Genomic DNA, 24,881 nt, shown 5'->3' on the forward strand with positions numbered 1-24,881 from the left:
GCCTGTCTCCTCAGCCCTGGTTGCCAGCGGTGCCGGTCGTGCCGTTCAGGGCGCCGGAAACGACGGTGCCGATCAGGCCCTCCACGGTGACACGTTCGTCGAGCTTGCGCTTGTAGTCGGCCGCCGCGCTCTGGCCTTTCTCCGGCAGGGTCTGCCATTCGATCTGCGCGCCTTTGAAATCGCCGTTCTGCAGCTTGTTCTCGATGCGCGCGACAATCGCTTCCGGCGTATCGCCCTCGATGCTGCCGACGGGGCGCACGCGGATCGCCGAGGCGGCGCTCGCCATCAGGCGGTTGAAGATGCCTTCGTCGCCTTCCGGCTGGTGCACGGCATCGAGGATGGCATCGGCCGTTCCCTGGAAATCGCGCACGAGATCCGAGCGCGACGGTACGCCGATGGCGGCGTGTTCGCGCAGGCCGGCAAGGGACGGATCGTCCGGCGAGATGCTGGCGAAGGCCTCCAGTTCGGCGAGATAGGGGCCGCCGCGGTCGATCGCGGTCTTCAGCGCGCTGGCGGCCACGGCCCGCGCCATCTCGATGTCGCTGCGCGGCTCGTCGAGCTTCTGCTCGGCGGCGGCGATGCGTTCGGCAAGCTGGTTTTCCGTCGCGCTGACCGCTTCGGTGGTGCGCGCGATGGCCTCGCGCAGCGCCGCAAGTTCCGTCGTCAGCCGGGTCACGTCGCCTTCGAGCTTGCTGACGGCTTCCGGGCTTGCACCGGCGGTGGCGGTGTTCTCACCTGCCGATTTTTCCAGCGCGGCGATCCGCGTCTCGATCGGCTGGAGATCGACCGGGTTTGCGACCGGGGCTTCGGCCAAGGTTTCGGAAAGCCGCGTCTTCAGGGCCTCCACCTCGTTCGACAGGGTGGCGACGGCGTCGGATTCGCCCGCCCGGTCGGGCCCGAGCGTCGGCAGGTAGCCGCCATATTGCAGGCTGCCGGCGCCCAGGAGTGCGATCAGGCCGCCGAGAATGCCGGCCGCCAGCGTGCCGGCATTGCTGCGCTGCGGTGGCGGTGGCGTTTCGGCGCGCACCGGCTCCTCGTAGGTCGTGCGGGCAGGTTCGATCGGCTCGGCCTTTTCCTCGGCGGGCTCGGCGGCGGTTTCGGCCGCCGCGGGTTCCGCCGTTACCGTTTCGGAGGTTTCCGGTACCTGGTTTTCCGGCGTTTCGGTTGTCGCCGCGTCCTCGGCCGCCAGCGCCTCGTCGCTGACGGAGGCGGGAACCGCTTCGAGGTCGATCGTCACGGGTTCGTCGCCTGCCTTCTTGCGACGGGACGGGGTTTCCGGTTCCATGGCGACCTCCTGGCGTTCATGTGCATTGCATTAAACGTAGACAGGGAAGCCAGCGAGGGAAAGACCCTTGCGGCAAATTCCTCCGCCGTCGTCTGCCCTTAGAGCAGATCCAGCAGGCTCTCCTCGTTGGGCGACGAGGCGATGACGGTGGATGCGGCAAAGCGCTGCGGCACGGCTTTGGCGACATTCGCGCTCATGCAGAGCATCAGCGTCGAGAGGAAGCGCTCGGGAATCTCCACGAGCGGGGAAAGCGTGAAGAAGGCCCGCGCGCTTTCGCCGGAATAGAACAGCACGGCATCCGGCACCGGCTTGAGAAGCGCGGCCTCCGCCTCCGTGCGGCGCGGGACGACGGGCACCATGCGGTAGGCCTCCACGGTGCGGAACGGAATGCCGGCTTCGGCGAGGCGCGCCTCGAAGCTGCGCGCGCGCGGCACGCCGGCGAGATAGAGGATCGGTTCGGCCGGCATGCCGAAATCCCGGCAATGCGCGACGATCATGTCGGCAAGGTCCCTGCCGTCGCCGCCGGGGGTGAGCACGGTGCGAAAGCCGGCCGCGCTGGCGGCATCCGCCGAGGCCTGACCGACCGAGAAGACCGTGGTCAGGAGGTGGCGGTCGATCGCATCGCCAAGACGGCCGAAGAGGCGCGCCACCTCCGCGCTGGTGATGGCGATGGCCGAGTGCCGCTCCGCGAGCGCCGCCTTCACCGCATCAAGATCGTGCTCGGGCTTCGACAGCGGCAGGCAGACGGTCTCGTGGCCCAGCGCCGCGAGCTTGCGGGCGGTGCGGGCCGCCGTCTGTTCCGGGCGAAGGACGAGGACGCGCACGCGGTTCAGCCCCAGCTTTCGAAGAAGTCCGCTCCCGCCTTCTCGCGGATCGCCTGTCCCGCCGTCTCGCCGAGCCGTCCGGCCTCGCTTGCCGGGCCGCTCGTCTCGATCTCGTGGAACCGGCTGCCGTCCGGCGTCAGGATCATGCCGCGGAACTGGAGATGCCCGCCCTCGACAGTCGCATAGCCGGCGATCGGCGTGCGACAGGAGCCGTCGAGCGTGGCAAGGAAGCCGCGTTCGCAGGAGACCGCCGCGCGCGTCGCGCGGTCGTCGATGGCGGCAAGCAGGCTTTCCGTGCCCTTGTCGCCGATGCGGCTCTCGATGCAGATCGCGCCCTGCGCGGGGGCGGGTGGAAAGGAGACGGGATCGAGGATTTCCGTCGGCACGTCGAGCTTGCCGAGGCGTTTCAGGCCGGCATAGGCGAGCAGCGTCGCATCCGCCTGGCCTTCGGCGAGCTTGCCAAGGCGGGTATCGACCTGGCCGCGGAAGACGATGACGTTGAGATCGGGCCGAAGACGCCGGATGAGTGCCTGGCGGCGGAGCGAGGCGGAGCCGACGGTCGCACCCTGCGGCAGGTCGAGCAGGCGGGCGACGCTGCGGCCGATGAACGCATCGCGCACGTCCTCGCGCGGCAGGAAGGCGGAGAGGTGTAGTCCCTCCGGCAGCTTCGTCGGCATGTCCTTGGAAGAGTGCACGGCGAAATCGAGCTCGCCGGAGGAGAGCTGCGCCTCGATCTCCTCGGTGAACAGGCCCTTGCCGCCGATCAGCGCCAGCGAGCGGTCGGTGATGCGGTCGCCCTTGGTCGAGAGCACGACGATCTCGAACATGTCTTCGGGCAGGCCATGGGCCGCCATCAGGCGCGAACGGGTCTCGTAGGCCTGGGCGAGCGCCAGCGGGCTGCCCCGCGTGCCGATCCTGAAAGGTTTTGTTTGCATCCGCCTTGATCCGTTGTTACCGGGATGTCTCGTAACCGGGTTTCCGGCCCATCGCAATCAATCCTAGTGCTTCATGTCGTCCCATCTGACCATTCTGGGCATCGAAACGAGCTGCGACGAGACCGCCGCGGCCGTGGTCGCGCGCGATGCGGAAGGCCGGGGCGAGATCCTCGGCGAGGTGGTGCTGAGCCAGCTCGAAGAGCACAGCGCCTATGGCGGCGTGGTGCCGGAGATCGCCGCACGCGCCCATGTGGAAGCGCTCGACAGCCTGATTTCCGAGGCGCTGCTGCGGGCCGGGCGCTCGCTTGACGATGTCGATGCCATTGCCGCGACGAGCGGGCCGGGGCTGATCGGCGGGCTCATCGTCGGGCTGATGACCGGCAAGGCGATCGCCCGGGCGACGGGCAAGCCGCTCTATGCCGTCAATCATCTGGAAGGCCATGCGCTGACGGCGCGGCTGACGGACGGGCTCTCCTTTCCCTACCTGATGCTGCTCGTCTCCGGTGGCCATACCCAGCTCGTCCTGGTGCGCGGCGTCGACGACTACGAGCGCTGGGGCACGACGATCGACGACGCGCTCGGCGAAGCCTTCGACAAGACGGCCAAGCTGCTCGGCCTGCCCTATCCGGGCGGCCCGGCGGTGGAGCGCATGGCGAAGACGGGTAACCCCGAGCGGTTCACCTTTCCGCGGCCGCTCGTCGGCGAGGCGCGGCTCGATTTCTCCTTTTCCGGCCTCAAGACGGCGGTGCGGCAGGCCGCGCAGTCCATCGAGCCGGTGACGGAGCAGGACGTCGCCGATATCTGCGCCTCCTTCCAGCGCGCCGTCTCGCGCACGCTGAAGGACCGCATCGGCCGCGGCCTCGAACGGTTCCGCACGCTTTTTCCGGATGTCGAGACGCCGGCGCTGGTCGTTGCCGGCGGGGTGGCGGCCAATGCGGAGCTGCGCGCGACCCTGCAGGCGCTGTGCGACAAGCATAAATTCCGCTTCATCGCCCCGCCGCTGGCGCTGTGCACCGACAATGCATCCATGATCGCCTGGGCGGGCCTGGAGCGCATGGCGGCCGGTTTCGCGCCCGATGACCTTGCCGTCGCGCCGCGCTCGCGCTGGCCGCTCGACCGCGAGGCGGCGACGGTCCTGGGATCCGGCAAGCGGGGAGCCAAGGCATGAGCAGCACTCCGAGGATCGCCGTCATCGGCGCGGGTGCCTTCGGCACGGCGCTGGCGAGCGTGGCCGCGGCAAGCGCCGGCGACGTCACGCTGATCGGCCGCGACGCGGCGGCCGTCGACCTGATGCGCGCCTCGCGGCGCAACGAAAAGGCGCTTCCCGGCATCGACCTGCCGCCGACCCTTTCCTTCAGCGCCGATGCGGCGGCGATCCGCGGCGCCGGCATCGTGCTGTTCGCCATGCCCTCGCAGGCCCAGCGCGAGGCGGCGCGCTCCCTTGCGCCCCTGCTCGCGCCGGGCACGGCCGTGGTGATCTGCGCCAAGGGCATGGAAAAGGGCACCGGGCGGCTGCTGACGGAGGTGCTGGAAGAAGAGCTTCCGGGCCGCGAGATCGCCGTGCTCTCCGGCCCCGGCTTTGCCGCCGACATCGCGAAGGGCCTGCCGACGGCGATGGTGATCGCCGCGCGCACGGCCGAGACCGGCGCCTGGCTGGCGCAGGCCCTTTCGGGGCCGACCTTCCGTCTCTATCCCTCGACCGACCGCATCGGCGTGCAGCTCGGCGGCGCGCTGAAGAATGTGCTGGCGATCGCCTGCGGCATCATCGAGGGGGCCGAGCTTGGCGATTCGGCACGGGCGGCGCTGATTTCGCGCGGGCTTGCGGAACTGTCGCGCTTCGTCGCGGCCCATGGCGGGGAGGGCGCCACGGTCACGGGGCTCTCCGGCCTCGGCGACCTCGTGCTGACGGGAACGAGCCACCAGTCGCGCAACCTGCGCTTCGGCATCGCGCTCGGCCGTGATGGCGACGCCGCCGGCTGGTCGGGCGATCTTGTGGAGGGCGCCTTTGCCGCCTCGGTCGCCTCGGGCGTTGCCGCGCAGAAGGGCATCGACATGCCGATCACCGATGCGGTTGCCCGCATCATCGATGGCAGCCTCGACGTGAAGACCGCCATCGGGCAATTGATGACGCGCCCGATCACCCAGGAATGACACAGCGGCCAGGAACAGAAGGAAGGATCGTTTCATGCATTTCGCATTTCTCTGCCAGGACAAGCCCGGCGCGCTGCAGGTGCGCCTCGATACGCGCCCGGATCACCTCGCCTACCTGAACGGCCTCAATGCCGACGGCAAGCTCGCCTTCGCCGGCCCCTTCCTCGGCGATGACGGCAAGCCGACCGGCAGCCTCGTCGTGGTCAAGGCCGAGACGATCGAAGAGGCCCGGCAGATCGCGGAGAACGATCCCTATGCCAAGGCCGGCCTCTTCGCTTCTGTCGAGGTGAAGGCCTGGAACTGGGTCTTCAACAATCCGGAGGCCTGATCCGCATGGCATATTGGCTGTACAAGTCGGAACCCTTCAAGTTCTCCTGGGAGAAGCTGAAGTCGAAAGGGGAGGCCGGCGAAGAATGGGACGGCGTGCGCAACTACCAGGCGCGCAACAACATGCGGGCCATGAAGATCGGCGACAAGGGCTTCTTCTACCACTCCAACGAGGGGCTGGAGGTCGTCGGCATCACCGAGGTCTGCGGCCTGTCGCATCCCGATTCGACGGCCGGCGAGGACCCGCGCTGGGATTGCGTCGACATCCGCGCCGTGTGCGACATGCCGAGGCCGGTCTCGCTGAAGGACGTCAAGGCCAACCCGAAGCTCGCCAACATGTCGCTCGTCACCTCCATGCGCCTGTCGGTGCAGCCGGTGACCGAGGACGAATGGATCGAGGTCTGCCGCATGGGTGGTCTCGACAAGCCGCCGCGCTGATGCCGTCTGTTTTTCGCATCGCTTCCTGGGAAAACCGGCTTCCGCCGCTCGGAGCGATCCCCTTGTGAAAACGGATCCCGAGGTCTTCATCCGCGACAATACCGATGTGCTCTCACCGCCGCATGTGCCGGAGGTGACGCTGCATCTTGCCACCGAGGCGCACGACCTCTGGCTGAAGACCGAGGAGGAACTGGAGGAGATCGGCCTGCCGCCACCCTTCTGGGCCTTCGCCTGGGCGGGCGGGCAGGGGCTTGCTCGCCATGTGCTGGATCATCCGGCGCTGGTGGCCGGCAAGTCGGTGCTGGATTTTGCCAGCGGCTCCGGCCTTGTCGGCATCGCGGCGCGGCTTTCCGGCGCTGCGGCGGTGCTGGCGGCGGATATCGATCCCTGGAGCAGGACCGCGATCCGCCTGAACGCCGCCCTGAACGGCGTCGATCTCGCTTATACTGCCGAAGACATGGTCGGCCGGGACGAGGGCTGGGATGTCGTTCTGGCCGGCGACGTCTTCTATGACCGCGGTTTTGCCGACATGCTCATTCCCTGGTTCTCGGCGCTTGCGGCGCGGGGTGCGCTGGTGCTCGTCGGCGATCCCGGCCGGGCCTATTGCCCGCGCGAGCGCATGGAGACGCTCGCCATCTATACGGTGCCGGTGACGCGGGCGCTGGAGGACAGCGAGGTCAAGAAGACGACGGTCTGGCGTTTTTGCGAAAGCCCGGCAAGAGCGTAACGCTTGTCGTTGCCGTCAGGGGCCCGGGCGGATGACGCAGACGCCGGCTTCCCAGGAACACCCGTTCTGCCCCGGCGTCACCACGATGACCTTCGACCCGCGGTTTTCGACGAGGGGGGCATCGATCAGGTCGTCGTAATAGCGATCCCGGTCGATATAGAAATAGATGCCGTTGCCGGGGTCGCGATAGGCCGAGAGGGCGCCGCCGTAGAAATTGCGGTCCTTGCGCCAGTGGCGGTCGCGATGCCGCTCCACCCGGCGGTCGTCTCGGTCGCGCGGGCGCCAGTCGCGGTGCTCGCGCCGCTCGATGCTGCGGCCGATGAAGCGGCCTTTCGACCAGTCCGTGTCGGACTTGTCCGACCAGCCGATATCGGGGCTGCGGTCGCGGGCCGCGGCGGCCGTCATGCCGCCGGCTGCAAGGGCGACCGCAAGCGCTAGAACTTTGGTCGCATGGGACGCTGAAAACAGAGTCATTCTGTCCTGCCTTCCGGATTACGCTTAACAGATCCTTAACGGCAAGATGGGGCAGCGCCCGGCAAAAGTCACGGATTTGGTTATGAATTTTCCCGTTATCGTTAATTGGCGGGGCGCGTCCCGGAATGGCACAAACGCGGCAGGTCGCTTAATCGATTAAATTCATTTTGCACTGCAAGAAGGCTTGTGGTTCCGCTTTCCGGTGATTAAACGTCGCAATCACTGCATTGTGCACAACATACTGCAATTCCGGAGAAAATTTGTCCAGTTTATGGCTCTCCGGGGTTCCGTGAGGTTCAGATGGCGAATGTCACTCGAAGCCGGCCGCTCTCGCCGCATCTCCAAGTCTACAAGCCGATCCCGACGATGGTCATGTCCATCGTGCATCGCATAACCGGTGCCGCCCTTTACTTCGGTACGGTGCTCGTCGCCTGGTGGCTGATCGCCGCCGCCTCGGGCGAGGCCTATTTCGACTGGGTCAACTGGTTCTTCGGCACGCTGATCGGCCGTCTCGTGCTCTTCGGCTATACCTGGGCGCTGATGCACCACATGCTGGGCGGTCTTCGCCACTTCATGTGGGACATGGGCCGCGGCTACGAGAAGCATTTCAACACCAAGCTCGCCATCGTGACCCCGTTCGTCTCCGTCGCCCTGACGGTGCTGGTCTGGGTTGCCGGCTATCTGGCACGCTGAGGAGAGTTTCATGGATATGCGCACTCCCCTCGGCAAGGTTCGCGGCCTCGGCTCGGCAAAGGACGGCACGGAGCATTTCTGGCGCCAGCGCCTGACGGCCGTCGCCAACGTTCCGCTTCTCCTGTTCTTCGTCGGTTTCCTGATCTGCTACAACGGCGCTTCCTATCAGGAGGTGACGGCCGCGCTGTCGCACCCGATTGTCGCCGTCCTCATGGGTCTCGTCGTCGTCTCCGGCCTCATCCACATGAAGCTCGGCATGCAGGTCATCATCGAGGACTACGTGCATGCGGAAGGGGTGAAGATCGCCCTCCTCATGCTCAACACCTTCTTCGCGATCCTGGTCGGCGGGCTCTGTCTTTTCGCCGTCCTCAAAATCGCTTTCGCAGGATAATCCATCATGGCAGCGATCTCCTCCCCGGCGGCCAACGGCAAGGCCTATAATTACGTGGACCATTCCTTCGACGTGATCGTCGTCGGTGCCGGCGGCGCGGGCCTGCGCGCCACGCTCGGCATGGCCGAGCAGGGCCTCAAGACGGCCTGCATCACCAAGGTCTTCCCGACGCGCTCGCACACCGTCGCCGCCCAGGGCGGCATCGCAGCCTCGCTCAGGAACATGACGCCGGACAGCTGGCAGTGGCACCTCTACGACACCGTCAAGGGTTCCGACTGGCTCGGTGATGTCGATGCCATGCAGTATCTCGCCATGGAAGCGCCGAAGGCGGTCTATGAGCTGGAGCACTACGGCGTGCCCTTCTCGCGCAATGCGGAAGGCAAGATCTACCAGCGCCCGTTCGGCGGTCACATGCAGAACTATGGCGAGGGGCCGCCGGTGCAGCGAACCTGCGCGGCCGCCGACCGTACCGGTCACGCCATCCTGCACACGCTCTATGGCCAGTCGCTGCGCAACAACGCGGAATTCTTCATCGAATATTTCGCGCTCGACCTGATCATGTCGGCCGACGGCCGCTGCACCGGCGTCGTCGCCTGGAACCTCGACGACGGAACGATCCACCGCTTCGCGGCCAAGATGGTGGTGCTGGCGACCGGCGGCTACGGCCGCGCCTATTTCTCGGCCACCTCGGCCCACACCTGCACGGGCGACGGCGGCGGCATGATCGCGCGCGCCGGCCTGCCGCTGCAGGACATGGAGTTCGTGCAGTTCCACCCGACCGGCATCTACGGCGCCGGCTGCCTCATCACCGAGGGTGCCCGCGGCGAGGGCGGCTATCTCGTCAATTCCGAGGGCGAGCGCTTCATGGAGCGCTATGCGCCGTCGGCGAAGGACCTCGCTTCGCGCGACGTCGTCTCGCGCTGCATGACGATGGAAATCCGCGAAGGCCGCGGCGTCGGCAAGAACAAGGACCACATCTTCCTGCATCTCGACCATCTCGATCCGGCCGTTCTGCACGAACGCCTGCCGGGCATTTCCGAGAGCGCGAAGATCTTCGCCGGCGTCGACGTGACGCGCGAGCCGATCCCGGTCCTGCCGACCGTCCACTACAATATGGGCGGCATTCCCACGAATTACTGGGGCGAGGTGCTGAACGCCGACAGCCAGAACCCGGAGCGCATCGCGCCCGGCCTGATGGCGGTGGGCGAGGCGGGCTGCGCCTCGGTGCACGGCGCCAACCGCCTCGGCTCCAACTCGCTGATCGACCTCGTGGTCTTCGGCCGGGCCGCCGCGATCCGCGCCGGCCAGGTGATCGACCGCAACGAGGCGGTGCCGGCGCTGGACGTCGCCGCCTGCGACCGGATCATGGATCGCTTCGATCGCCTCCGGAACGCCAATGGCGGCACGCCGACGGCGATCCTGCGCGACAAGATGCAGCGCACCATGCAGGAAGACGCCGCCGTGTTCCGCACCCAGGAATCGTTGGAAAGCGGCTGCCGCCGCATGACGGACATCTGGAAGGAACTGCCGGACATCAAGGTCACCGACCGCTCGATGATCTGGAACTCCGATCTCGTCGAGACGCTGGAGCTGGAGAACCTGATGGCCAACGCCATCACCACCGTCTACGGCGCCGAGGCCCGCAAGGAGAGCCGCGGCTCGCATGCCCGCGAGGACTATGCAACCGGCCCGCTCGGCGGCCGCGACGACGTCAACTGGCGCAAGCACACGCTGTCCTGGGTGAACGAGGCGGGCGACGTGACGCTCGACTATCGCCCTGTTCACACCGACCTTATCGCGGACGGGATCGATCCCAAGAAGATCGAGCCCAAGGCCCGCGTCTACTGATCCCGAGGAGAACAGGACATGGTTGAACTCGCTCTCCCGAAAAACTCGCAGATGACCGAAGGCAAGGTCTGGCCGAAGCCGGAAGGCGCCACGAACACCCGTGAGTTCCGCATCTACCGCTGGAACCCCGATGACGGCAAGAACCCGTCGATCGACACCTTCTACATCGATGTCGACGATTGCGGCCCGATGGTGCTCGACGCGCTGCTCTACATCAAGAACAAGATCGACCCGACGCTGACGCTGCGCCGCTCCTGCCGCGAGGGCATCTGCGGCTCCTGCGCCATGAACATCGACGGCACCAACACGCTCGCCTGCACCAAGGGCATGGATGAGATCACGGGTGCGGTGAAGGTCTATCCGCTGCCGCACATGCCGGTCGTCAAGGACCTCGTTCCCGACCTCACGAACTTCTACGCCCAGCACCGCTCGATCGAGCCCTGGCTGAAGACCGTGTCGCCGACGCCGGCGAAGGAGTGGAAGCAGAGCCATGAGGACCGCCTCAAGCTCGACGGCCTCTACGAGTGCATTCTCTGCGCCTGCTGCTCGACGTCCTGTCCGAGCTACTGGTGGAACGGCGACCGTTATCTCGGCCCGGCCGTGCTGCTCCAGGCCTATCGCTGGCTGATCGACAGCCGCGACGAAGCCACCGGCGAACGCCTCGACAACCTGGAAGATCCCTTCCGCCTCTATCGCTGCCACACGATCATGAACTGTGCCCAGGCCTGCCCGAAGGGGCTGAACCCGGCCAAGGCGATCGGCGAAATCAAGAAGATGCTGGTCGAGCGCCGGCTCTGACCCATATGATAGGCATTCATGAAACGTGAGGAGGCGGCCCGGTTATTCGGGCCGTTTCGTCTTGATTCGTGCGGGCGATTCACGTTAATTCGGCGGAAATTGCTGCACAGCAGCAGTATCGGGCAGATATCGGGAGTAACGACATGCGGATTCACCATGTGGCAGGCGGGCTGATGATGGCGCTTGCTCTGGCCGGTTGCCAGCGCACGTCGATGGACAGCGTCAATACCCAGCAGAACATCACGCCGCTGCAGGCCCAGCCGATCGGCAGCGTCTCCTCCAGCCAGCTGCCCGATCCGACGACCGATACCTCGCAGTTCCCCGAAAAGCCGACGACCGACACGGCAATGGCGACCGGCACGGGTATTGCCGGCGGCGCGGCGGATGCGGCAGCCGCGACGGCGCTCGACGTCACCAAGGAATCCATGGTCGGCAACTGGCGCGTGGCAAGCGGCGCGTCCTCCTGCGACATGTTCCTGACGCTCACCAATCTCGGCAGCGGCTCGCGCGGCGGCACGCGCGGCTGCGCGGGCGAGCTGACGACGATGGGCTCCTGGGAAGTCGCCGGCAAGCAGGTCGTGCTGAAGGACCGCAACGGCAATGCCATCGCCCGCCTCTACAAGACGGCCGATGCCCGTTTCGACGGTTCGACCAATTCCGGCCAGTCCGTCAGCCTTTCGCGCTGAACCCGCCCTGGCGACACCGACACGGATAAAAGCCGCCCATGGGCAAGGACTGGGACAGTGGATCGACACATCCGGACCATGGCGTCTCGGATAGGCTGCAGGCCCTTGTCCAGAGCGGCGAGCTGAAGCCGGACCCGGCGCAGAAGGCCATGGCCGCGCGTTTCGACAGGCTGCTCGCCGATCTTCATGCCCAGCGTCCGGCCCGCAAGTCCAGCGCGCTCGGCTGGCTCTTCGCTTCGCGGAAACCCGAAACCGTCAGCGCGCCCAGGGGCCTCTACATCCATGGCGGGGTCGGGCGCGGGAAGACCATGCTGATGGACATGTTCTTCGAGCTGGCGCGGGTGAAGCGCAAGCGGCGGGCGCATTTCCATGAATTCATGGCCGATGTGCACGACCGCATCCACAAGCACCGCCAGAAGCTGAAGGCCGGTGAGACCAAGCAGGCCGATCCCGTGCCGCCGGTCGCCGCCAGCCTCGTCGAGGAGGCGCGGCTGCTCTGCTTCGACGAGTTTTCGGTGACGGACATCGCCGATGCGATGATCCTGTCGCGGCTTTTCGGCGAGCTTTTCCAGCGCGGCTGCATTCTGGTCGCGACCTCGAATGTCGAGCCGGACAATCTCTACAGGGACGGCCTCAATCGCAGCCTTTTCCTGCCCTTCGTCGATCTCCTGAAGAAACATGTCGAGATCCTGCCGCTGGATTCGCTGACGGACTACCGCATGGAGAAGGACAGCGGCCTGCCGGTGTTCCGCCATCCGCTCGGCGTCGAGGCCGACATGGCGATGGATGCGGCCTGGCGGCGCGAGACGGCGGGCGGGGCGGCCAAGGCCGAGACGATCTCCTTCCGGGGCCGCAGCATCCCGGTGCCGCAGGCCGTGGGCCGTATCGCACGGTTTTCCTTCGCCGATCTCTGCGAGCGCCCGCTTGGCGCCGCCGATTACCTGGAAATCCTTGCCCATTACGACACGCTCTTCGTCGACCACGTTCCCTTCCTCGGGGCGGAGAAGCGCAACGAGACGAAGCGCTTCATCAATCTCGTCGATACGATCTACGATCACCGCGCCCGGCTCTTCGCCTCCGCCGCGGCGGCGCCGGAAAACCTGCTCGTGACCCGCAAGGGCACGGAAGGTTTCGAGTTCGACCGCACGGTCTCGCGCCTTTTCGAGATCCGCAGCACGGAATATCTCGCCGATCACAAGGCCCGCTATAGTGGGGATGTGACGAAAGCGTGACGGAAATTCTTACGTTTACGTAAGAATTTTTGTATCTAACCGATTGAAAAGCTTCAGTCCAAAAGTATGTGTTGAATTTTTAACCTGACAAGCGTAAGCCCTTGCGCCGAAAGGTCCCGCAATTGCGACATTGGGGGCCTGTTGATCGGAGCAAGAGGAAGCTTTCATGGCCCGCAAGAAGATCGCACTTATTGGTTCTGGAATGATCGGTGGCACGCTGGCGCATCTGGCCGGCCTGAAGGAACTGGGCGACATCGTCCTCTTCGACATTGCCGACGGCATTCCGCAGGGCAAGGGCCTCGACATTGCCCAGTCCTCGCCGGTCGAGGGCTTCAATGCCTCGCTGACGGGTGCCAGCGACTACGCCGCCATCGAAGGCGCCGATGTCTGCATCGTCACCGCCGGCGTTGCCCGCAAGCCCGGCATGAGCCGCGACGACCTGCTCGGCATCAACCTCAAGGTCATGGAACAGGTCGGCGCCGGCATCAAGAAATATGCCCCGAACGCCTTCGTCATCTGCATCACCAACCCGCTCGACGCGATGGTCTGGGCGCTGCAGAAGTTCTCGGGCCTGCCGAAGAACATGGTCGTCGGCATGGCCGGCGTGCTGGACTCGGCGCGCTTCCGCCTCTTCCTCTCCGAAGAATTCAAGGTCTCCGTGCAGGACGTCACCGCCTTCGTTCTCGGCGGCCATGGCGATACGATGGTGCCGCTCGCCCGTTACTCGACCGTCGCCGGCATTCCGCTGACCGATCTCGTCAAGATGGGCTGGGTCACCAAGGAGCGCCTCGAAGAAATCATCCAGCGCACCCGTGACGGCGGCGCCGAGATCGTCGGCCTGCTGAAGACCGGCTCGGCCTACTATGCCCCGGCCGCTTCGGCGATCGAGATGGCCGAGTCCTACCTCAAGGACAAGAAGCGCGTCCTGCCCGTCGCTGCCCACCTTTCGGGCCAGTACGGCGTCAAGGACATGTATGTCGGCGTTCCCACGATCATTGGCGCCGGCGGCGTCGAGCGCATCGTCGAGATCGATCTCAACAAGGCCGAACAGGAAGCCTTCGACAAGTCGGTTGCTGCCGTTGCCGGCCTTTGCGAAGCCTGCATCAACATCGCGCCCGCGCTGAAGTAATCCCGGCTCTTTTGTTTCACGCAATTCCAGCAGGCCCTGCTGGAATTGCTCAGACAGGATTTATCCCATGAACATTCATGAATATCAGGCCAAGGCTCTCTTGAAGAGCTATGGCGCTCCGGTCGCCGAGGGCGTCGCGATCTTCTCCGCCGACGAGGCGGAAGCGGCCGCCAAGTCGCTCCCCGGCCCGCTCTACGTGGTCAAGAGCCAAATCCATGCCGGCGGCCGCGGAAAGGGCAAGTTCAAGGAGCTCGGCCCCGACGCCAAGGGCGGCGTGCGCCTCGCCTTCTCGATCGACGAAGCCAAGGCGCATGCCAGGGAAATGCTCGGCAACACGCTCGTCACCGCGCAGACCGGCGAAGCCGGCAAGCAGGTGAACCGCCTTTATATCGAGGACGGCGCCGACATCGACCGTGAACTTTATCTCTCGCTGCTCGTCGACCGTTCCGTCGGCCAGGTCGCCTTCGTCGTTTCGACGGAAGGCGGCATGGACATCGAGGCTGTCGCCCATGACACGCCGGAAAAGATCCTCACCGTCGCGATCAATCCGGAAGCCGGCGTCACCGCCGACGACCTTGCCAAGCTGACCGCGGCGCTGAAGCTCGAAGGCGAAGCCAAGGCCGACGCGGAAAAACTCTTCCCGATCCTCTACAAGGCCTTCGTCGAGAAGGACATGAGCCTCCTGGAGATCAACCCGCTGATCGTCATGAAGAACGGCCGCGTTCGCGTGCTCGACGCCAAGGTCTCGTTCGACGGCAACGCCCTGTTCCGTCATGACGACATCAAGGCGCTGCGCGACGAGACCGAAGAGGACGCCAAGGAGATCGAGGCCTCCAAGTGGGACCTCGCCTATGTGGCGCTCGACGGCAATATCGGCTGCATGGTCAACGGCGCGGGCCTTGCCATGGCGACGATGGACATTATCAAGCTCTACGGCAAGGAGCCGGCGAACTTCTGCGACGTCGGCGGCGGCGCCGGCAAGGAGAAGGTCGCGGCGGCCTTCAAGATCATCACGGCCGACCCGAAGGTCGAGGGCATCCTCGTCAACATCTTCGGCGGCATCATGAAGTGCGATGTCATCGCCGAGGGCGTGGTCGCAGCCGTGCAGGAAGTCGGCCTCAAGGTTCCGCTGGTCGTTCGCCTCGAAGGTACGAATGTCGAGCTTGGCAAGAAGATCCTGAACGAATCGGGCCTGGCGATCACCGCCGCCGACGATCTGGACGACGCCGCCAAGAAGATCGTCGCCGCGATCAACGGCTAACTGAAGGACCTGACCTCATGTCGATTCTCGTCAACAAGAACACCAAGGTCCTCGTTCAGGGCCTGACCGGCAAGACCGGCACCTTCCACACCGAACAGGCGCTCGCCTATTACGGCACGCAGATGGTCGGCGGCATACACCCGAAGAAGGGCGGCGAAACCTGGACCGGCTCGAAGGGCGAAAGCCTGCCGATCTTCGCCTCGGTTGCCGAAGGCAAGGAAAAGACCGGCGCGGACGCATCGGTGATCTACGTGCCGCCGGCAGGCGCCGCGGATGCGATCATCGAGGCGATCGAAGCGGAGATCCCCTTCATCACCTGCATCACCGAGGGCATTCCGGTTGCCGACATGGTGCGCGTCAAGGCCCGCCTCGACCGCTCCAATTCGCGCCTGCTCGGCCCGAACTGCCCGGGCATCCTGACGCCGGAAGAGTGCAAGATCGGCATCATGCCGGGCTCGATCTTCCGCAAGGGCTCGGTCGGCATCGTCTCGCGCTCCGGCACGCTGACCTATGAAGCCGTGTTCCAGACCTCCAACGAGGGCCTCGGCCAGACCACGGCCGTCGGCATCGGCGGCGACCCGGTCAAGGGCACCGAGTTCATCGACGTGCTGGAGATGTTCCTGGCCGACGACGCCACGACCTCGATCATCATGATCGGCGAAATCGGCGGCTCGGCCGAGGAAGATGCGGCGCAGTTCCTCATCGACGAAGCCAAGAAGGGCCGCAAGAAGCCGATGGCCGGCTTCATCGCGGGCCGCACGGCCCCGAAGGGCCGCACCATGGGCCATGCCGGCGCCGTCGTCTCCGGCGGCAAGGGCGATGCGGAATCCAAGATCGCGGCGATGGAGGCGGCGGGCATCCGCGTTTCGCCTTCGCCGGCGCGCCTCGGCAAGACGCTGGTCGAAGTCCTCAAGGGCTGAGAAACGAAAACGGGGTGGGCCGGCTGAAAATGCCGGCCGATCCGTCTCTTCCCGGCGCGGTGCGCGCCGGGCGGCAAGCCGGGGAGGCCCGGTCAACACGATCGTTCGGGAGGCGGGCGCGGCGCCCGCGAAACACCATGGCACGGCAAGACGCCAACGAACAATTCCTGGCCACGTCCTTCCTCGACGGGGCGAACGCAGCCTATATCGAGCAGCTCTACGCGAAGTACGAGGCCGATCCCGCCTCGCTCGGTGAGGAATGGCAGGCCTTCTTCAAGGCCCTCGAAGACCAGCCCTCCGACATCGTGAAGGCCGCCAAGGGCGCCTCCTGGAAGCGCGCGAACTGGCCCATCGCGGCCAATGGCGAGCTCGTCTCGGCGCTCGACGGCAACTGGGGCATTGTCGAGAAGGTCCTGGAAAAGAAGGTGCAGGCAAAGGCCGAGGCCGTTGCGGCCCAGACCGGCACGCCCGTCAACCAGGCCGACGTCAACCAGGCGACGCGCGATTCCGTGCGCGCCATCATGATGATCCGCGCCTACCGCGCGCGCGGCCACCTGCACGCCAAGCTCGATCCGCTCGGCCTTGCTGTCCCCGTGGAGGACTATAACGAGCTTTCGCCCTCGAACTACGGTTTCGAGGAGAAGGATCTCGACCGCAAGATCTTCATCGACAACGTGCTCGGCCTCGAATATGCGAGCGTGCGCGAAATGGTCGAGATCCTGGAGCGCACCTATTGCTCGACGATCGGCGTCGAGTTCATGCACATCTCCAACCCGGAAGAGAAGGGCTGGATCCAGGAGCGCATCGAGGGCCCGGACAAGGGCGTCGACTTCACGCCCGAGGGCAAGAAGGCGATCCTGCAGAAGCTGATCGAGGCGGAAGGCTTCGAGCAGTTCATCGACGTCAAGTACAAGGGCACCAAGCGCTTCGGTCTCGATGGTGGCGAGTCCCTCATCCCGGCGCTGGAGCAGATCATCAAGCGCGGCGGCCAGCTCGGCCTCAAGGAAATCGTGCTCGGCATGGCCCATCGTGGCCGCCTCAACGTGCTCACCAACGTGATGGCCAAGCCCCATCGCGCCGTCTTCCACGAGTTCAAGGGCGGCTCCTATGCGCCGGACGACGTGGAAGGCTCGGGCGACGTGAAGTACCACCTCGGCGCCTCCTCGGACCGCGAGTTCGACGGCAACAAGGTGCACCTGTCGCTGACCGCCAACCCCTCGCACCTTGAAATCGTCAACCCGGTCGTCATGGGCAAGGCCCGCGCCAAGCAGGACCAGATGGCGACCGTCTTCGAGGGCGACATCATTCCGCTGCGCGAGCGCGTCAAGGTCATGCCGCTGCTGCTGCATGGCGATGCGGCCTTCGCGGGCCAGGGCGTCGTTGCCGAAATCCTCGGCCTGTCGGGCCTGCGCGGCCACCGCGTCGCCGGCACGGTGCATGTCATCATCAACAACCAGATCGGTTTCACCACGAACCCGGCCTTCTCGCGCTCCTCGCCCTATCCGTCGGATGTGGCGAAGATGATCGAGGCGCCGATCTTCCATGTGAACGGCGACGATCCGGAAGCGGTGACCTATGCCGCCAAGGTCGCGACCGAATTCCGCATGAAGTTCCACAAGCCGGTCGTGCTGGATATCTTCTGCTATCGCCGCTTCGGCCACAACGAAGGCGACGAGCCGGCGTTCACCCAGCCGAAGATGTACAAGGCGATCCGCGCGCACAAGACCGTGGTCAACCTCTATGGTTCGCGCCTCATCGGCGAGGGCGTGATCAGCGAGGGCGAGTTCGAGAAGATGAAGGCCGACTGGCGCGCCAATCTCGAACAGGAATTCGAGGCCGGCCAGTCCTACAAGCCGAACAAGGCCGACTGGCTGGACGGCGCCTGGTCGGGCCTGCGCTCGGCCGACAACCAGGACGAACAGCGTCGCGGCAAGACCTCCGTGCCGATGAAGCAGCTCAAGGAGATCGGCCGCAAGATCGCGACGATCCCGGAAGGCTTCAAGGCGCACAAGACCATCCAGCGGTTCATGGACAACCGCTTGCAGATGGTCGAGACGGGCGAGGGCATCGACTGGGCGATGGCGGAAGCGCTCGCCTTCGGCACGCTCTGCGTCGAGGGCACGAAGATCCGCCTGTCCGGCCAGGATTGCGAACGCGGCACCTTCTCGCAGCGCCACTCGGTGCTCTACGACCAGGAGACCGAGGACCGCTACATCCCGCTCGCCAACCTCTCGCCGACCCAGGCGCGCTACGAGGTCATCAACTCGATGCTCTCGGAAGAAGCGGTGCTCGGTTTCGAATACGGCTATTCGCTCGCCCGTCCGAACGCGCTGACCCTCTGGGAAGCCCAGTTCGGCGACTTCGCCAACGGTGCGCAGGTCGTCTTCGACCAGTTCATCTCGTCGGGCGAACGCAAGTGGCTGCGCATGTCCGGCCTCGTCTGCCTCTTGCCGCACGGCTATGAGGGCCAGGGTCCGGAACACTCCTCCGCCCGCCTCGAACGCTGGCTGCAGATGTGCGCCGAGGACAACATGCAGGTCGCCAATGTCACGACGCCGGCGAACTATTTCCACATCCTGCGCCGCCAGGTGAAGCGCGACTTCCGCAAGCCGCTGATCATGATGACGCCGAAGTCCCTGCTGCGCCACAAGCGCGCCGTCTCCTCGCTGTCGGAAATGGCGGGCGAAAGCTCGTTCCACCGCCTGCTCTGGGACGATGCCGAGGTCATCAAGGACGGCCCGATCAAGCTGCAGAAGGACGCCAAGATCCGCCGCGTCGTGATGTGCTCGGGCAAGGTCTATTACGACCTTCTGGAAGAGCGTGAAAAGCGCGGCATCGACGATGTCTACCTGCTGCGTCTCGAACAGCTCTATCCGTTCCCGGCCAAGGCGCTGATCAACGAACTGTCGCGCTTCCGCAATGCCGAGATGGTCTGGTGCCAGGAAGAGCCCAAGAACATGGGTGGCTGGGCGTTCATCGACCCCTATCTCGAATGGGTGCTCGCCCATATCGACGCCAAGTACCAGCGCGTGCGCTACACCGGCCGTCCGGCCGCTGCCTCGCCGGCGACGGGCTTGATGTCGAAGCACATGGCGCAGCTCGCCGCCTTCCTCGAGGACGCGCTGGGCGGTTGATCCGCCCGGCTTCCCAGTAACCACGATAAGAATCACGAACGGAACACACTCATGGCTACCGAAATCCGCGTCCCGACTCTGGGCGAATCCGTCAGCGAAGCGACCGTCGGCACCTGGTTCAAGAAGGTCGGCGACGTCATCAAGGCCGACGAGCCGCTCTGTGAGCTCGAAACCGACAAGGTAACGATCGAAGTGCCCGCGCCGGCTGCCGGCGTCCTGTCGGAAATCACCGCCGCCGCCGGCGAGACCGTTGCCCCGGGCGGCCTGCTCGGCCAGATCGCCGAAGGCGCTTCCGCCGGCGCTGCGGCGCCGGCCGCTGCCGAAAAGGTCGAGAAGGCCGCTGTTGCAGCACCCGCCGCCGAGGCCAAGCCTGCTGCCGGCGCCTCCGCCATGCCGGCCGCTCCGGCTGCTGCCAAGATGCTCGCCGAAAACAACCTTTCGGCCGATCAGGTCGACGGCTCCGGCAAGCGCGGCCAGGTGCTGAAGGGTGACGTCATCGCTGCCGTCGCCAAGGGCATCACGGCCTCCACCGCCGCTGCCGCCGAGCCGGTCAAGGTCGCCGCCCGCGCCCCGTCCTCCGAGGCGGATGCGCCGCGCGAAGAGCGCGTGAAGATGACGCGCCTGCGCCAGACGATCGCAAAGCGCCTCAAGGACGCCCAGAACACCGCCGCCATGCTGACCACCTACAACGAGGTGGACATGTCGGCCGTCATGGACCTGCGCAACCGCTACAAGGAGCTCTTCGAGAAGAAGCACGGCGTCAAGCTCGGCTTCATGGGCTTCTTCACCAAGGCGGTGACCCACGCGCTGAAGGAACTGCCGGCCGTCAACGCCGAGATCGACGGCACCGACATCATCTACAAGAACTACTGCCATGTCGGCGTTGCCGTCGGCACGGACAAGGGCCTCGTCGTCCCGGTCGTGCGCGATGCGGACCAGATGTCGATCGCCGAGATCGAGAAGGAAATCGGCCGCCTCGGCAAGGCCGCCCGTGACGGCGCGCTCTCCATGGCCGACATGCAGGGCGGCACCTTCACCATCTCGAACGGCGGCGTCTACGGCTCGCTGATGTCCTCGCCGATCCTCAATGCCCCGCAGTCCGGCATCCTCGGCATGCACAAGATCCAGGATCGTCCGGTCGTCGTCGGTGGCCAGATCGTCATCCGCCCGATGATGTATCTCGCCCTCTCCTACGACCACCGCATCGTCGATGGCAAGGAAGCCGTGACCTTCCTCGTGCGCGTCAAGGACAGCCTGGAAGATCCGGAACGCCTCGTTCTCGATCTCTGAGCGGAGAACCCCATGGAGGCGGCAGCGTCAGCGTCTTCGCCCATGCTCGTGCTTCTGGCATTGAGCGTGGCGCTGCTCGTCTTCCATATCCTGCTCCAGGGCATGCTCTCGACACGGGAGCTCGGCTCTGCCTGGAACGCCGGCCCGCGCGATGAGCCGCGGCAGCCGGCCGGCCTCATCGCCGGACGCGCCGCGCGTGCGTCGGCGAATTTCCGGGAGACCTATCCGGCCTTCGTCGCGCTCGCCCTGGCGCTCGCCATCGCGGGCGATCCGGCGGGCTGGGGGCTTGCCGGCGCATGGTTGTGGTTCGTCGCCCGGCTCGTCTATCTTCCGCTCTATCTGGCAGGCATACCCTATATCCGCTCGCTCGTCTGGACCGTTGCTTTGGCGGGACTCGCGGTCATGGCGGGCGTGATCATCCTCTAGGAGGCAGGCATCCATGAGCAACTATCTCCTCGAACTCGCCTCGCTGATGGCGATCTTCGCCTTCGCCATCGTCTCGCCCGGCGCGGATCTCGCCATGGTGATGCGCCAGTCGATCGTGCATGGGCGGCGCGCGGCGATCGTCACGTCCTTCGGCATCGGCACGTCGCTGATGTTCCACGTCACCTATACGATCCTCGGCCTCGGCATCATCATTTCCCAGTCGATCTACCTCTTCAACATCGTGAAATGGTGCGGCGTCGCTTACCTCGTCTATATCGGCATCAAGGCGCTCAGGGCCGGCAAGGCCGACCTTTCCGTCGAGGCGGTGAAGGGCGGCGAGGATGGCAAGGGCGGACAATCGGCCGTCCGCGCCTTCGGCCTCGGTTTCCTCGCCAATGCGCTGAACCCCAAGCCGGTCTTCTTCTTCCTGTCGATCTTTTCGACCGTGGTCAGCGCCCATACGCCGATCGCCATCAAGTTCGGCTACGGCCTCGTCATGGCCACCTGCCTCATCGCCTGGTTCGTCGGCGTCTCGCTCTTCATGACGACGCCGAAGATGCGTGCGGCCTTCGCGCGCATGAGCCAGTGGATCGACCGGGCGAGCGGCCTCGTCTTCATCGCACTCGGCATCAAGCTCGCCACGGAAAAGGCCCATTGAGCGATGCGCGGCGCCCTCGTCCTTGCCGGTTTCCTTGTTGCAACCGCCGCCTCCGCGGCGGAGTGCCGGCAGGACCGCGCGCTCTATGCGGATCGCGACGGGGGCTATGAGCTCACCTTCGAGCCTGTCGGTTCCGACGCGGCAGCGACGAGCCATCATTTCAAGCTGAAGGTCCTGGCGAGCGGCGTGGTGCTCGACGGCGTCGTCATGCCGGGCGAGCCGACCCGCTCCAACGGCATGGTCATGCACGATTGTCCGGAAGGCGACGTGACCGGCGAGGAGATCGCCGCCTGCACCATCTGGGAAGGCGTGATCTACGCGCTCGACGGCGCCGGCGATGCCGGCCTCCTGCCGGAGGAGGGTGCGGCGGCGGCCGAGACCCTGCTCCTGTCCGGCTTCGGGCCGTCGGTGCGCTATTCGAAGCTTTGGGACGACGGCAAGGCGCGCGTCGCGCCATGGGATGTCTTCAGGCGGAAGGGATGTGCGACATGACGGAAGCTCCCGTTCTCCTCGTCACCGGCGGCAGCCGGGGCATCGGCGCCAGCGTGTGCCGCATGGCGGGCGCCGCCGGCTGGCAGGTCGCGGTGAACTATGCCACCAATCGCGACGCGGCCGAGACCGTGGTCGCCGACATCAGGGCGCTCGGCGGCTCGGCGATCCCGGTTGCGGGCGATGTCGGGACGGAACTCGGCCTCGCCTCCATCTTCTCCGCCATCGACGGCACGTTCGGCCGGCTCGACGGGCTCGTCAACAATGCCGGCATCGTCGCGCTGCCGCAGCGCGTCGACGAGATGTCCGCCGAGCGGCTGGAGCGCATGTTCGCCGTCAACGTGATGGGTTCGATCCGCTGCGCCCAGGAGGCCGTCCGCCGCATGTCGACCCGTCACGGCGGCAAGGGCGGCTCGATCGTCAACATCTCCTCCGTTGCGGCTCTCCTCGGCGCGGCCGGGCAATATGTCGACTATGCCGCCAGCAAGGGCGCCATCGAGAGTTTCACCGTCGGCCTCGCGCGCGAGGTCGCCGCGGAGGGCGTGCGCGTCAATCTCGTGCGCCCCGGCATCATCGATACCGACATCCACGCCTCCGGCGGCCTGCCGGACCGGGCGCGCGACATGGCGTCGCTCATCCCGATGCAGCGGCCGGGAACGGCCGATGAAGTCGCCCATTCCATTCTCTATCTTCTCTCCGATGCGGCGTCCTATGTGACGGGTGCCGCCCTCAACGTCAGCGGCGGGCGCTAGGCCCCCGCGCAGGAAGGACTTGTCATGGCATATGATCTCATCGTTATCGGTTCCGGCCCCGGCGGCTATGTCTGCGCCATCAAGGCGGCCCAGCTCGGCCTCAAGGTCGCGGTCGTCGAAAAGCGCGCCACCTATGGCGGCACCTGCCTCAATGTCGGCTGCATCCCTTCCAAGGCGCTGCTGCATGCCTCCGAGACCTACAGCCACGCCGCCCACGGCCTGGACGCGCTCGGCATCGAGGGCGTCACGCCGGTGCTGAACCTCGCCAAGATGATGGCGCACAAGGATGCGACGGTGAAGTCGAATGTCGACGGCGTCGCCTTCCTCTTCAAGAAGAACAAGATCGACGGCATCCAGGGCACCGGCAAGGTGCTCGGCGCGGGCAAGGTCTCCGTCACCAACGACAAGGGCGAGGAACAGGTCCTCGAGACGAAGAACATCGTCATCGCCACGGGCTCCGACGTCGCCAGCATTCCGGGCGTCCCGGTCGAGATCGACGAAAAGGTCATCGTCTCCTCCACCGGCGGCATCGCGCTCGACAAGGTGCCGGGCCACCTCATCGTCGTCGGCGGCGGCGTCATCGGGCTTGAGCTCGGCTCCGTCTGGGCCCGCCTCGGCGCCAAGGTCACCGTGGTCGAATATCTCGACACCATCCTCGGCGGCATGGACGGCGACGTCTCCAAGCAGTTCCAGCGCATGCTGGTCAAGCAGGGCATGGAGTTCAAGCTCGGCGCGAAGGTGACGGGCGTCGAGAAGGCGGGGTCCGGCGCGAAGGTGACCTTCGAGCCGGTCAAGGGCGGCGAGGCCGCCACGATCGAAGCCGACGTCGTGCTGATCGCCACCGGCCGCAAGCCCTATACCGAAGGCCTCGGTCTCAAGGAAGCCGGCGTCGCGCTGGACAATCGCGGCCGTGTCGAGATCGACAACCACTTCCAGACCAACGTCGCCGGCATCTATGCCATCGGCGACGTGGTGCGCGGCCCGATGCTCGCCCACAAGGCGGAAGACGAGGGTGTCGCCCTCGCCGAGATCCTCGCGGGCCAGGCCGGCCACGTGAACTATGACGTCATTCCGAGCGTCGTCTACACCCAGCCGGAAGTCGCCTCCGTCGGCAAGACGGAAGAGGAGCTGAAGGCCGCGGGCATCGCCTACAAGGCCGGCAAGTTCCCCTTCACCGCGAACGGCCGCGCCCGCGCCATGCTGGCGACGGACGGCTTCGTCAAGGTGCTGGCGGACAAGGAGACGGACCGCGTGCTCGGCGTGCACATCGTCGGCTTCGGCGCCGGCGAGATGATCCACGAGGCGGCCGTGCTGATGGAATTCGGCGGCTCCTCCGAAGACCTCGGCCGCACCTGCCACGCGCACCCGACCATGTCGGAAGCCGTCAAGGAAGCCGCGCTCGCGACCTTCTTCAAGCCGATCCACATGTGATCCGGTCAGGCGGCTGCGACAACCGGCCGCCTGTCTTCGCCCGGTGAAGAGGCGCACCATGGAGGCCTCAAAGGATGGCCTTCATGTCCCCCGTTTCGAGACCCGTCTCGCTTCCACATCCGCTTCTGCCTGCCGCCGACTGGGCGGATCGCTTCACGCTGGGCCTGCCCGTCGAGAACCTCACAGCGCGGGAGGCGGCGCGGCTGGCGCTCGAACACCCGCCGGCCTGGGTGCGCCGGCTCATGGCGCTGCGCAATGCGCTCGTCCGGCCTTTCGGCCTGAAGGGGGCGGCTGAGAAGGTCGCGCCGTCGGAGACGGAGATCGGCGGCTTTCCGGTGGTCAGCGCGAGCGACGACCGGGTGGTGCTCGGCTTCGACGACAGGCATCTCAATTTCCGCATCGTCATCGATGTCCGGCAGGACCGGCCGAGCGGCCAGACGCTCAGCGTGATGACGCTCGTCCACCGCAACAACCTGCTCGGCCGGCTCTATCTCGCAGCCGTCATGCCGTTCCACAAGCTGATCGTGCGCACCATGCTGGCCGGCATCGGCCGCAGGATCTCACGCACACAAGAGCCATGAG

The 24,881-nt window shown here is 65.9% G+C and carries 26 protein-coding genes; 22 read left to right on the top strand and 4 right to left on the bottom strand.

The window, feature by feature from the left end; translation table 11 throughout:
* Positions 1–10: 10 nt before the first annotated feature.
* From EV665_RS13885 to hemC, 3 genes are all read right to left on the bottom strand, one after another.
* Positions 11–1,285, bottom strand: a complete 1,275-nt coding sequence (locus EV665_RS13885; RefSeq protein ID WP_133034535.1) for a COG4223 family protein — start codon at positions 1,283–1,285, stop codon at positions 11–13.
* A 98-nt stretch (positions 1,286–1,383) separates the two neighbouring features.
* A complete protein-coding gene (locus EV665_RS13890; RefSeq protein WP_162853058.1) occupies positions 1,384–2,109 on the bottom strand; it encodes a uroporphyrinogen-III synthase in 726 nt (241 codons plus the stop codon).
* A 5-nt stretch (positions 2,110–2,114) separates the two neighbouring features.
* On the bottom strand, positions 2,115–3,044 hold the full coding sequence (gene hemC / locus EV665_RS13895; protein ID WP_133034537.1) for a hydroxymethylbilane synthase: 930 nt from the start codon (positions 3,042–3,044) through the stop codon (positions 2,115–2,117).
* A gap of 73 nt (positions 3,045–3,117) precedes the next feature.
* Here hemC and tsaD point away from each other — a divergent pair, with 73 nt between their 5' ends.
* The 5 genes from tsaD (at position 3,118) to EV665_RS13920 (ending at position 6,687) form a co-directional block, all read left to right on the top strand.
* Positions 3,118–4,212 (top strand): tRNA (adenosine(37)-N6)-threonylcarbamoyltransferase complex transferase subunit TsaD, encoded by a 1,095-nt coding sequence (gene tsaD, locus EV665_RS13900; RefSeq protein ID WP_133034538.1) that lies wholly within the window; start codon positions 3,118–3,120, stop codon positions 4,210–4,212.
* Positions 4,209–5,195, top strand: coding sequence for an NAD(P)H-dependent glycerol-3-phosphate dehydrogenase (locus tag EV665_RS13905; protein WP_064331756.1), 987 nt, complete (start codon positions 4,209–4,211; stop codon positions 5,193–5,195). The genes tsaD and EV665_RS13905 overlap by 4 nt, the downstream gene beginning before the upstream one ends.
* A gap of 34 nt (positions 5,196–5,229) precedes the next feature.
* Positions 5,230–5,523 carry a YciI-like protein gene (locus EV665_RS13910; RefSeq protein ID WP_050745545.1) on the top strand — a complete coding sequence of 98 codons (294 nt, stop codon included), beginning with the start codon at positions 5,230–5,232 and terminating at the stop codon, positions 5,521–5,523.
* Positions 5,524–5,528: 5 nt separating this feature from the next.
* Positions 5,529–5,960: an EVE domain-containing protein gene (locus tag EV665_RS13915; RefSeq protein ID WP_064331754.1), complete on the top strand. Its 432-nt coding sequence runs from the start codon at positions 5,529–5,531 to the stop codon at positions 5,958–5,960.
* A 64-nt stretch (positions 5,961–6,024) separates the two neighbouring features.
* Positions 6,025–6,687, top strand: coding sequence for a class I SAM-dependent methyltransferase (locus EV665_RS13920; protein WP_133034539.1), 663 nt, complete (start codon positions 6,025–6,027; stop codon positions 6,685–6,687).
* A gap of 15 nt (positions 6,688–6,702) precedes the next feature.
* Here the strand turns inward: EV665_RS13920 and EV665_RS13925 are convergent, their stop codons facing one another.
* A complete protein-coding gene (locus EV665_RS13925; RefSeq protein WP_133034540.1) occupies positions 6,703–7,161 on the bottom strand; it encodes a hypothetical protein in 459 nt (152 codons plus the stop codon).
* Positions 7,162–7,461: 300 nt separating this feature from the next.
* Between EV665_RS13925 and sdhC the strand changes: the two genes are divergently transcribed.
* The 17 genes from sdhC to EV665_RS14010 all read left to right on the top strand — a co-directional run bounded on the left by sdhC (position 7,462) and on the right by EV665_RS14010 (position 24,880).
* Positions 7,462–7,854, top strand: a complete 393-nt coding sequence (gene sdhC, locus EV665_RS13930; RefSeq protein ID WP_064331751.1) for a succinate dehydrogenase, cytochrome b556 subunit — start codon at positions 7,462–7,464, stop codon at positions 7,852–7,854.
* Positions 7,855–7,864: 10 nt separating this feature from the next.
* Positions 7,865–8,245, top strand: coding sequence for a succinate dehydrogenase, hydrophobic membrane anchor protein (gene sdhD / locus EV665_RS13935; protein WP_064331750.1), 381 nt, complete (start codon positions 7,865–7,867; stop codon positions 8,243–8,245).
* Between the two features lie 6 nt (positions 8,246–8,251).
* Positions 8,252–10,093 carry a succinate dehydrogenase flavoprotein subunit gene (gene sdhA, locus EV665_RS13940; protein ID WP_064331749.1) on the top strand — a complete coding sequence of 614 codons (1,842 nt, stop codon included), beginning with the start codon at positions 8,252–8,254 and terminating at the stop codon, positions 10,091–10,093.
* 18 nt (positions 10,094–10,111) lie between these two features.
* Positions 10,112–10,891 carry a succinate dehydrogenase iron-sulfur subunit gene (locus EV665_RS13945; RefSeq protein WP_064331748.1) on the top strand — a complete coding sequence of 260 codons (780 nt, stop codon included), beginning with the start codon at positions 10,112–10,114 and terminating at the stop codon, positions 10,889–10,891.
* A 143-nt stretch (positions 10,892–11,034) separates the two neighbouring features.
* Complete coding sequence (locus EV665_RS13950) at positions 11,035–11,577, top strand: AprI/Inh family metalloprotease inhibitor (protein WP_133034541.1); 543 nt, start codon at positions 11,035–11,037, stop codon at positions 11,575–11,577.
* A 38-nt stretch (positions 11,578–11,615) separates the two neighbouring features.
* The gene (gene zapE / locus EV665_RS13955) at positions 11,616–12,809 is read left to right on the top strand and encodes a cell division protein ZapE (RefSeq protein ID WP_133034542.1); all 1,194 of its coding nucleotides are present in this window, start codon (positions 11,616–11,618) and stop codon (positions 12,807–12,809) included.
* A 166-nt stretch (positions 12,810–12,975) separates the two neighbouring features.
* Positions 12,976–13,938, top strand: coding sequence for a malate dehydrogenase (mdh, locus tag EV665_RS13960; protein ID WP_064331745.1), 963 nt, complete (start codon positions 12,976–12,978; stop codon positions 13,936–13,938).
* 67 nt (positions 13,939–14,005) lie between these two features.
* Positions 14,006–15,199, top strand: coding sequence for an ADP-forming succinate--CoA ligase subunit beta (gene sucC / locus EV665_RS13965; RefSeq protein ID WP_064331744.1), 1,194 nt, complete (start codon positions 14,006–14,008; stop codon positions 15,197–15,199).
* A 17-nt stretch (positions 15,200–15,216) separates the two neighbouring features.
* Positions 15,217–16,119: a succinate--CoA ligase subunit alpha gene (sucD, locus tag EV665_RS13970; RefSeq protein WP_133034543.1), complete on the top strand. Its 903-nt coding sequence runs from the start codon at positions 15,217–15,219 to the stop codon at positions 16,117–16,119.
* A 137-nt stretch (positions 16,120–16,256) separates the two neighbouring features.
* The gene (locus EV665_RS13975; RefSeq protein ID WP_064331742.1) at positions 16,257–19,253 is read left to right on the top strand and encodes a 2-oxoglutarate dehydrogenase E1 component; all 2,997 of its coding nucleotides are present in this window, start codon (positions 16,257–16,259) and stop codon (positions 19,251–19,253) included.
* Positions 19,254–19,304: 51 nt separating this feature from the next.
* Positions 19,305–20,543, top strand: coding sequence for a 2-oxoglutarate dehydrogenase complex dihydrolipoyllysine-residue succinyltransferase (gene odhB / locus EV665_RS13980; protein WP_133034544.1), 1,239 nt, complete (start codon positions 19,305–19,307; stop codon positions 20,541–20,543).
* A gap of 12 nt (positions 20,544–20,555) precedes the next feature.
* Entirely contained in the window at positions 20,556–20,969 is a 414-nt protein-coding gene (locus tag EV665_RS13985; protein ID WP_064331740.1) for an MAPEG family protein, read from the top strand.
* 13 nt (positions 20,970–20,982) lie between these two features.
* On the top strand, positions 20,983–21,627 hold the full coding sequence (locus tag EV665_RS13990; protein WP_133034545.1) for a LysE family translocator: 645 nt from the start codon (positions 20,983–20,985) through the stop codon (positions 21,625–21,627).
* 3 nt (positions 21,628–21,630) lie between these two features.
* Complete coding sequence (locus tag EV665_RS13995; protein WP_133034546.1) at positions 21,631–22,119, top strand: hypothetical protein; 489 nt, start codon at positions 21,631–21,633, stop codon at positions 22,117–22,119.
* Entirely contained in the window at positions 22,116–22,868 is a 753-nt protein-coding gene (locus EV665_RS14000; protein ID WP_064331737.1) for an SDR family oxidoreductase, read from the top strand. The genes EV665_RS13995 and EV665_RS14000 overlap by 4 nt, the downstream gene beginning before the upstream one ends.
* Positions 22,869–22,892: 24 nt before the next feature.
* Positions 22,893–24,299, top strand: a complete 1,407-nt coding sequence (lpdA, locus tag EV665_RS14005; protein ID WP_133034547.1) for a dihydrolipoyl dehydrogenase — start codon at positions 22,893–22,895, stop codon at positions 24,297–24,299.
* An 83-nt stretch (positions 24,300–24,382) separates the two neighbouring features.
* Positions 24,383–24,880: a DUF2867 domain-containing protein gene (locus EV665_RS14010; protein WP_133034548.1), complete on the top strand. Its 498-nt coding sequence runs from the start codon at positions 24,383–24,385 to the stop codon at positions 24,878–24,880.
* Position 24,881 lies beyond the last annotated feature (1 nt).

This window comes from Shinella granuli (assembly GCF_004341885.1).
GTDB classification, from domain to species: domain Bacteria; phylum Pseudomonadota; class Alphaproteobacteria; order Rhizobiales; family Rhizobiaceae; genus Shinella; species Shinella granuli.

Bases quoted from the DNA above. Each gene is read 5' to 3' on its own strand.
- tsaD (WP_133034538.1), top strand. From the start codon at position 3,118: ATGTCGTCCCATCTGACCATTCTGGGCATCGAAACGAGCTGCGACGAG.
- EV665_RS13975 (WP_064331742.1), top strand. From the start codon at position 16,257: ATGGCACGGCAAGACGCCAACGAACAATTCCTGGCCACGTCCTTCCTC.
- EV665_RS13985 (WP_064331740.1), top strand. From the start codon at position 20,556: ATGGAGGCGGCAGCGTCAGCGTCTTCGCCCATGCTCGTGCTTCTGGCA.
- sdhD (WP_064331750.1), top strand. From the start codon at position 7,865: ATGGATATGCGCACTCCCCTCGGCAAGGTTCGCGGCCTCGGCTCGGCA.
- EV665_RS14000 (WP_064331737.1), top strand. From the start codon at position 22,116: ATGACGGAAGCTCCCGTTCTCCTCGTCACCGGCGGCAGCCGGGGCATC.
- hemC (WP_133034537.1), bottom strand. From the start codon at position 3,044: ATGCAAACAAAACCTTTCAGGATCGGCACGCGGGGCAGCCCGCTGGCG.
- odhB (WP_133034544.1), top strand. From the start codon at position 19,305: ATGGCTACCGAAATCCGCGTCCCGACTCTGGGCGAATCCGTCAGCGAA.
- EV665_RS13990 (WP_133034545.1), top strand. From the start codon at position 20,983: ATGAGCAACTATCTCCTCGAACTCGCCTCGCTGATGGCGATCTTCGCC.
- EV665_RS13910 (WP_050745545.1), top strand. From the start codon at position 5,230: ATGCATTTCGCATTTCTCTGCCAGGACAAGCCCGGCGCGCTGCAGGTG.
- EV665_RS13905 (WP_064331756.1), top strand. From the start codon at position 4,209: ATGAGCAGCACTCCGAGGATCGCCGTCATCGGCGCGGGTGCCTTCGGC.
- EV665_RS14010 (WP_133034548.1), top strand. From the start codon at position 24,383: ATGTCCCCCGTTTCGAGACCCGTCTCGCTTCCACATCCGCTTCTGCCT.
- sucC (WP_064331744.1), top strand. From the start codon at position 14,006: ATGAACATTCATGAATATCAGGCCAAGGCTCTCTTGAAGAGCTATGGC.
- EV665_RS13945 (WP_064331748.1), top strand. From the start codon at position 10,112: ATGGTTGAACTCGCTCTCCCGAAAAACTCGCAGATGACCGAAGGCAAG.
- mdh (WP_064331745.1), top strand. From the start codon at position 12,976: ATGGCCCGCAAGAAGATCGCACTTATTGGTTCTGGAATGATCGGTGGC.
- EV665_RS13885 (WP_133034535.1), bottom strand. From the start codon at position 1,285: ATGGAACCGGAAACCCCGTCCCGTCGCAAGAAGGCAGGCGACGAACCC.
- EV665_RS13950 (WP_133034541.1), top strand. From the start codon at position 11,035: ATGCGGATTCACCATGTGGCAGGCGGGCTGATGATGGCGCTTGCTCTG.
- sdhA (WP_064331749.1), top strand. From the start codon at position 8,252: ATGGCAGCGATCTCCTCCCCGGCGGCCAACGGCAAGGCCTATAATTAC.
- sucD (WP_133034543.1), top strand. From the start codon at position 15,217: ATGTCGATTCTCGTCAACAAGAACACCAAGGTCCTCGTTCAGGGCCTG.
- zapE (WP_133034542.1), top strand. From the start codon at position 11,616: ATGGGCAAGGACTGGGACAGTGGATCGACACATCCGGACCATGGCGTC.
- EV665_RS13925 (WP_133034540.1), bottom strand. From the start codon at position 7,161: ATGACTCTGTTTTCAGCGTCCCATGCGACCAAAGTTCTAGCGCTTGCG.
- lpdA (WP_133034547.1), top strand. From the start codon at position 22,893: ATGGCATATGATCTCATCGTTATCGGTTCCGGCCCCGGCGGCTATGTC.
- sdhC (WP_064331751.1), top strand. From the start codon at position 7,462: ATGGCGAATGTCACTCGAAGCCGGCCGCTCTCGCCGCATCTCCAAGTC.
- EV665_RS13915 (WP_064331754.1), top strand. From the start codon at position 5,529: ATGGCATATTGGCTGTACAAGTCGGAACCCTTCAAGTTCTCCTGGGAG.
- EV665_RS13995 (WP_133034546.1), top strand. From the start codon at position 21,631: ATGCGCGGCGCCCTCGTCCTTGCCGGTTTCCTTGTTGCAACCGCCGCC.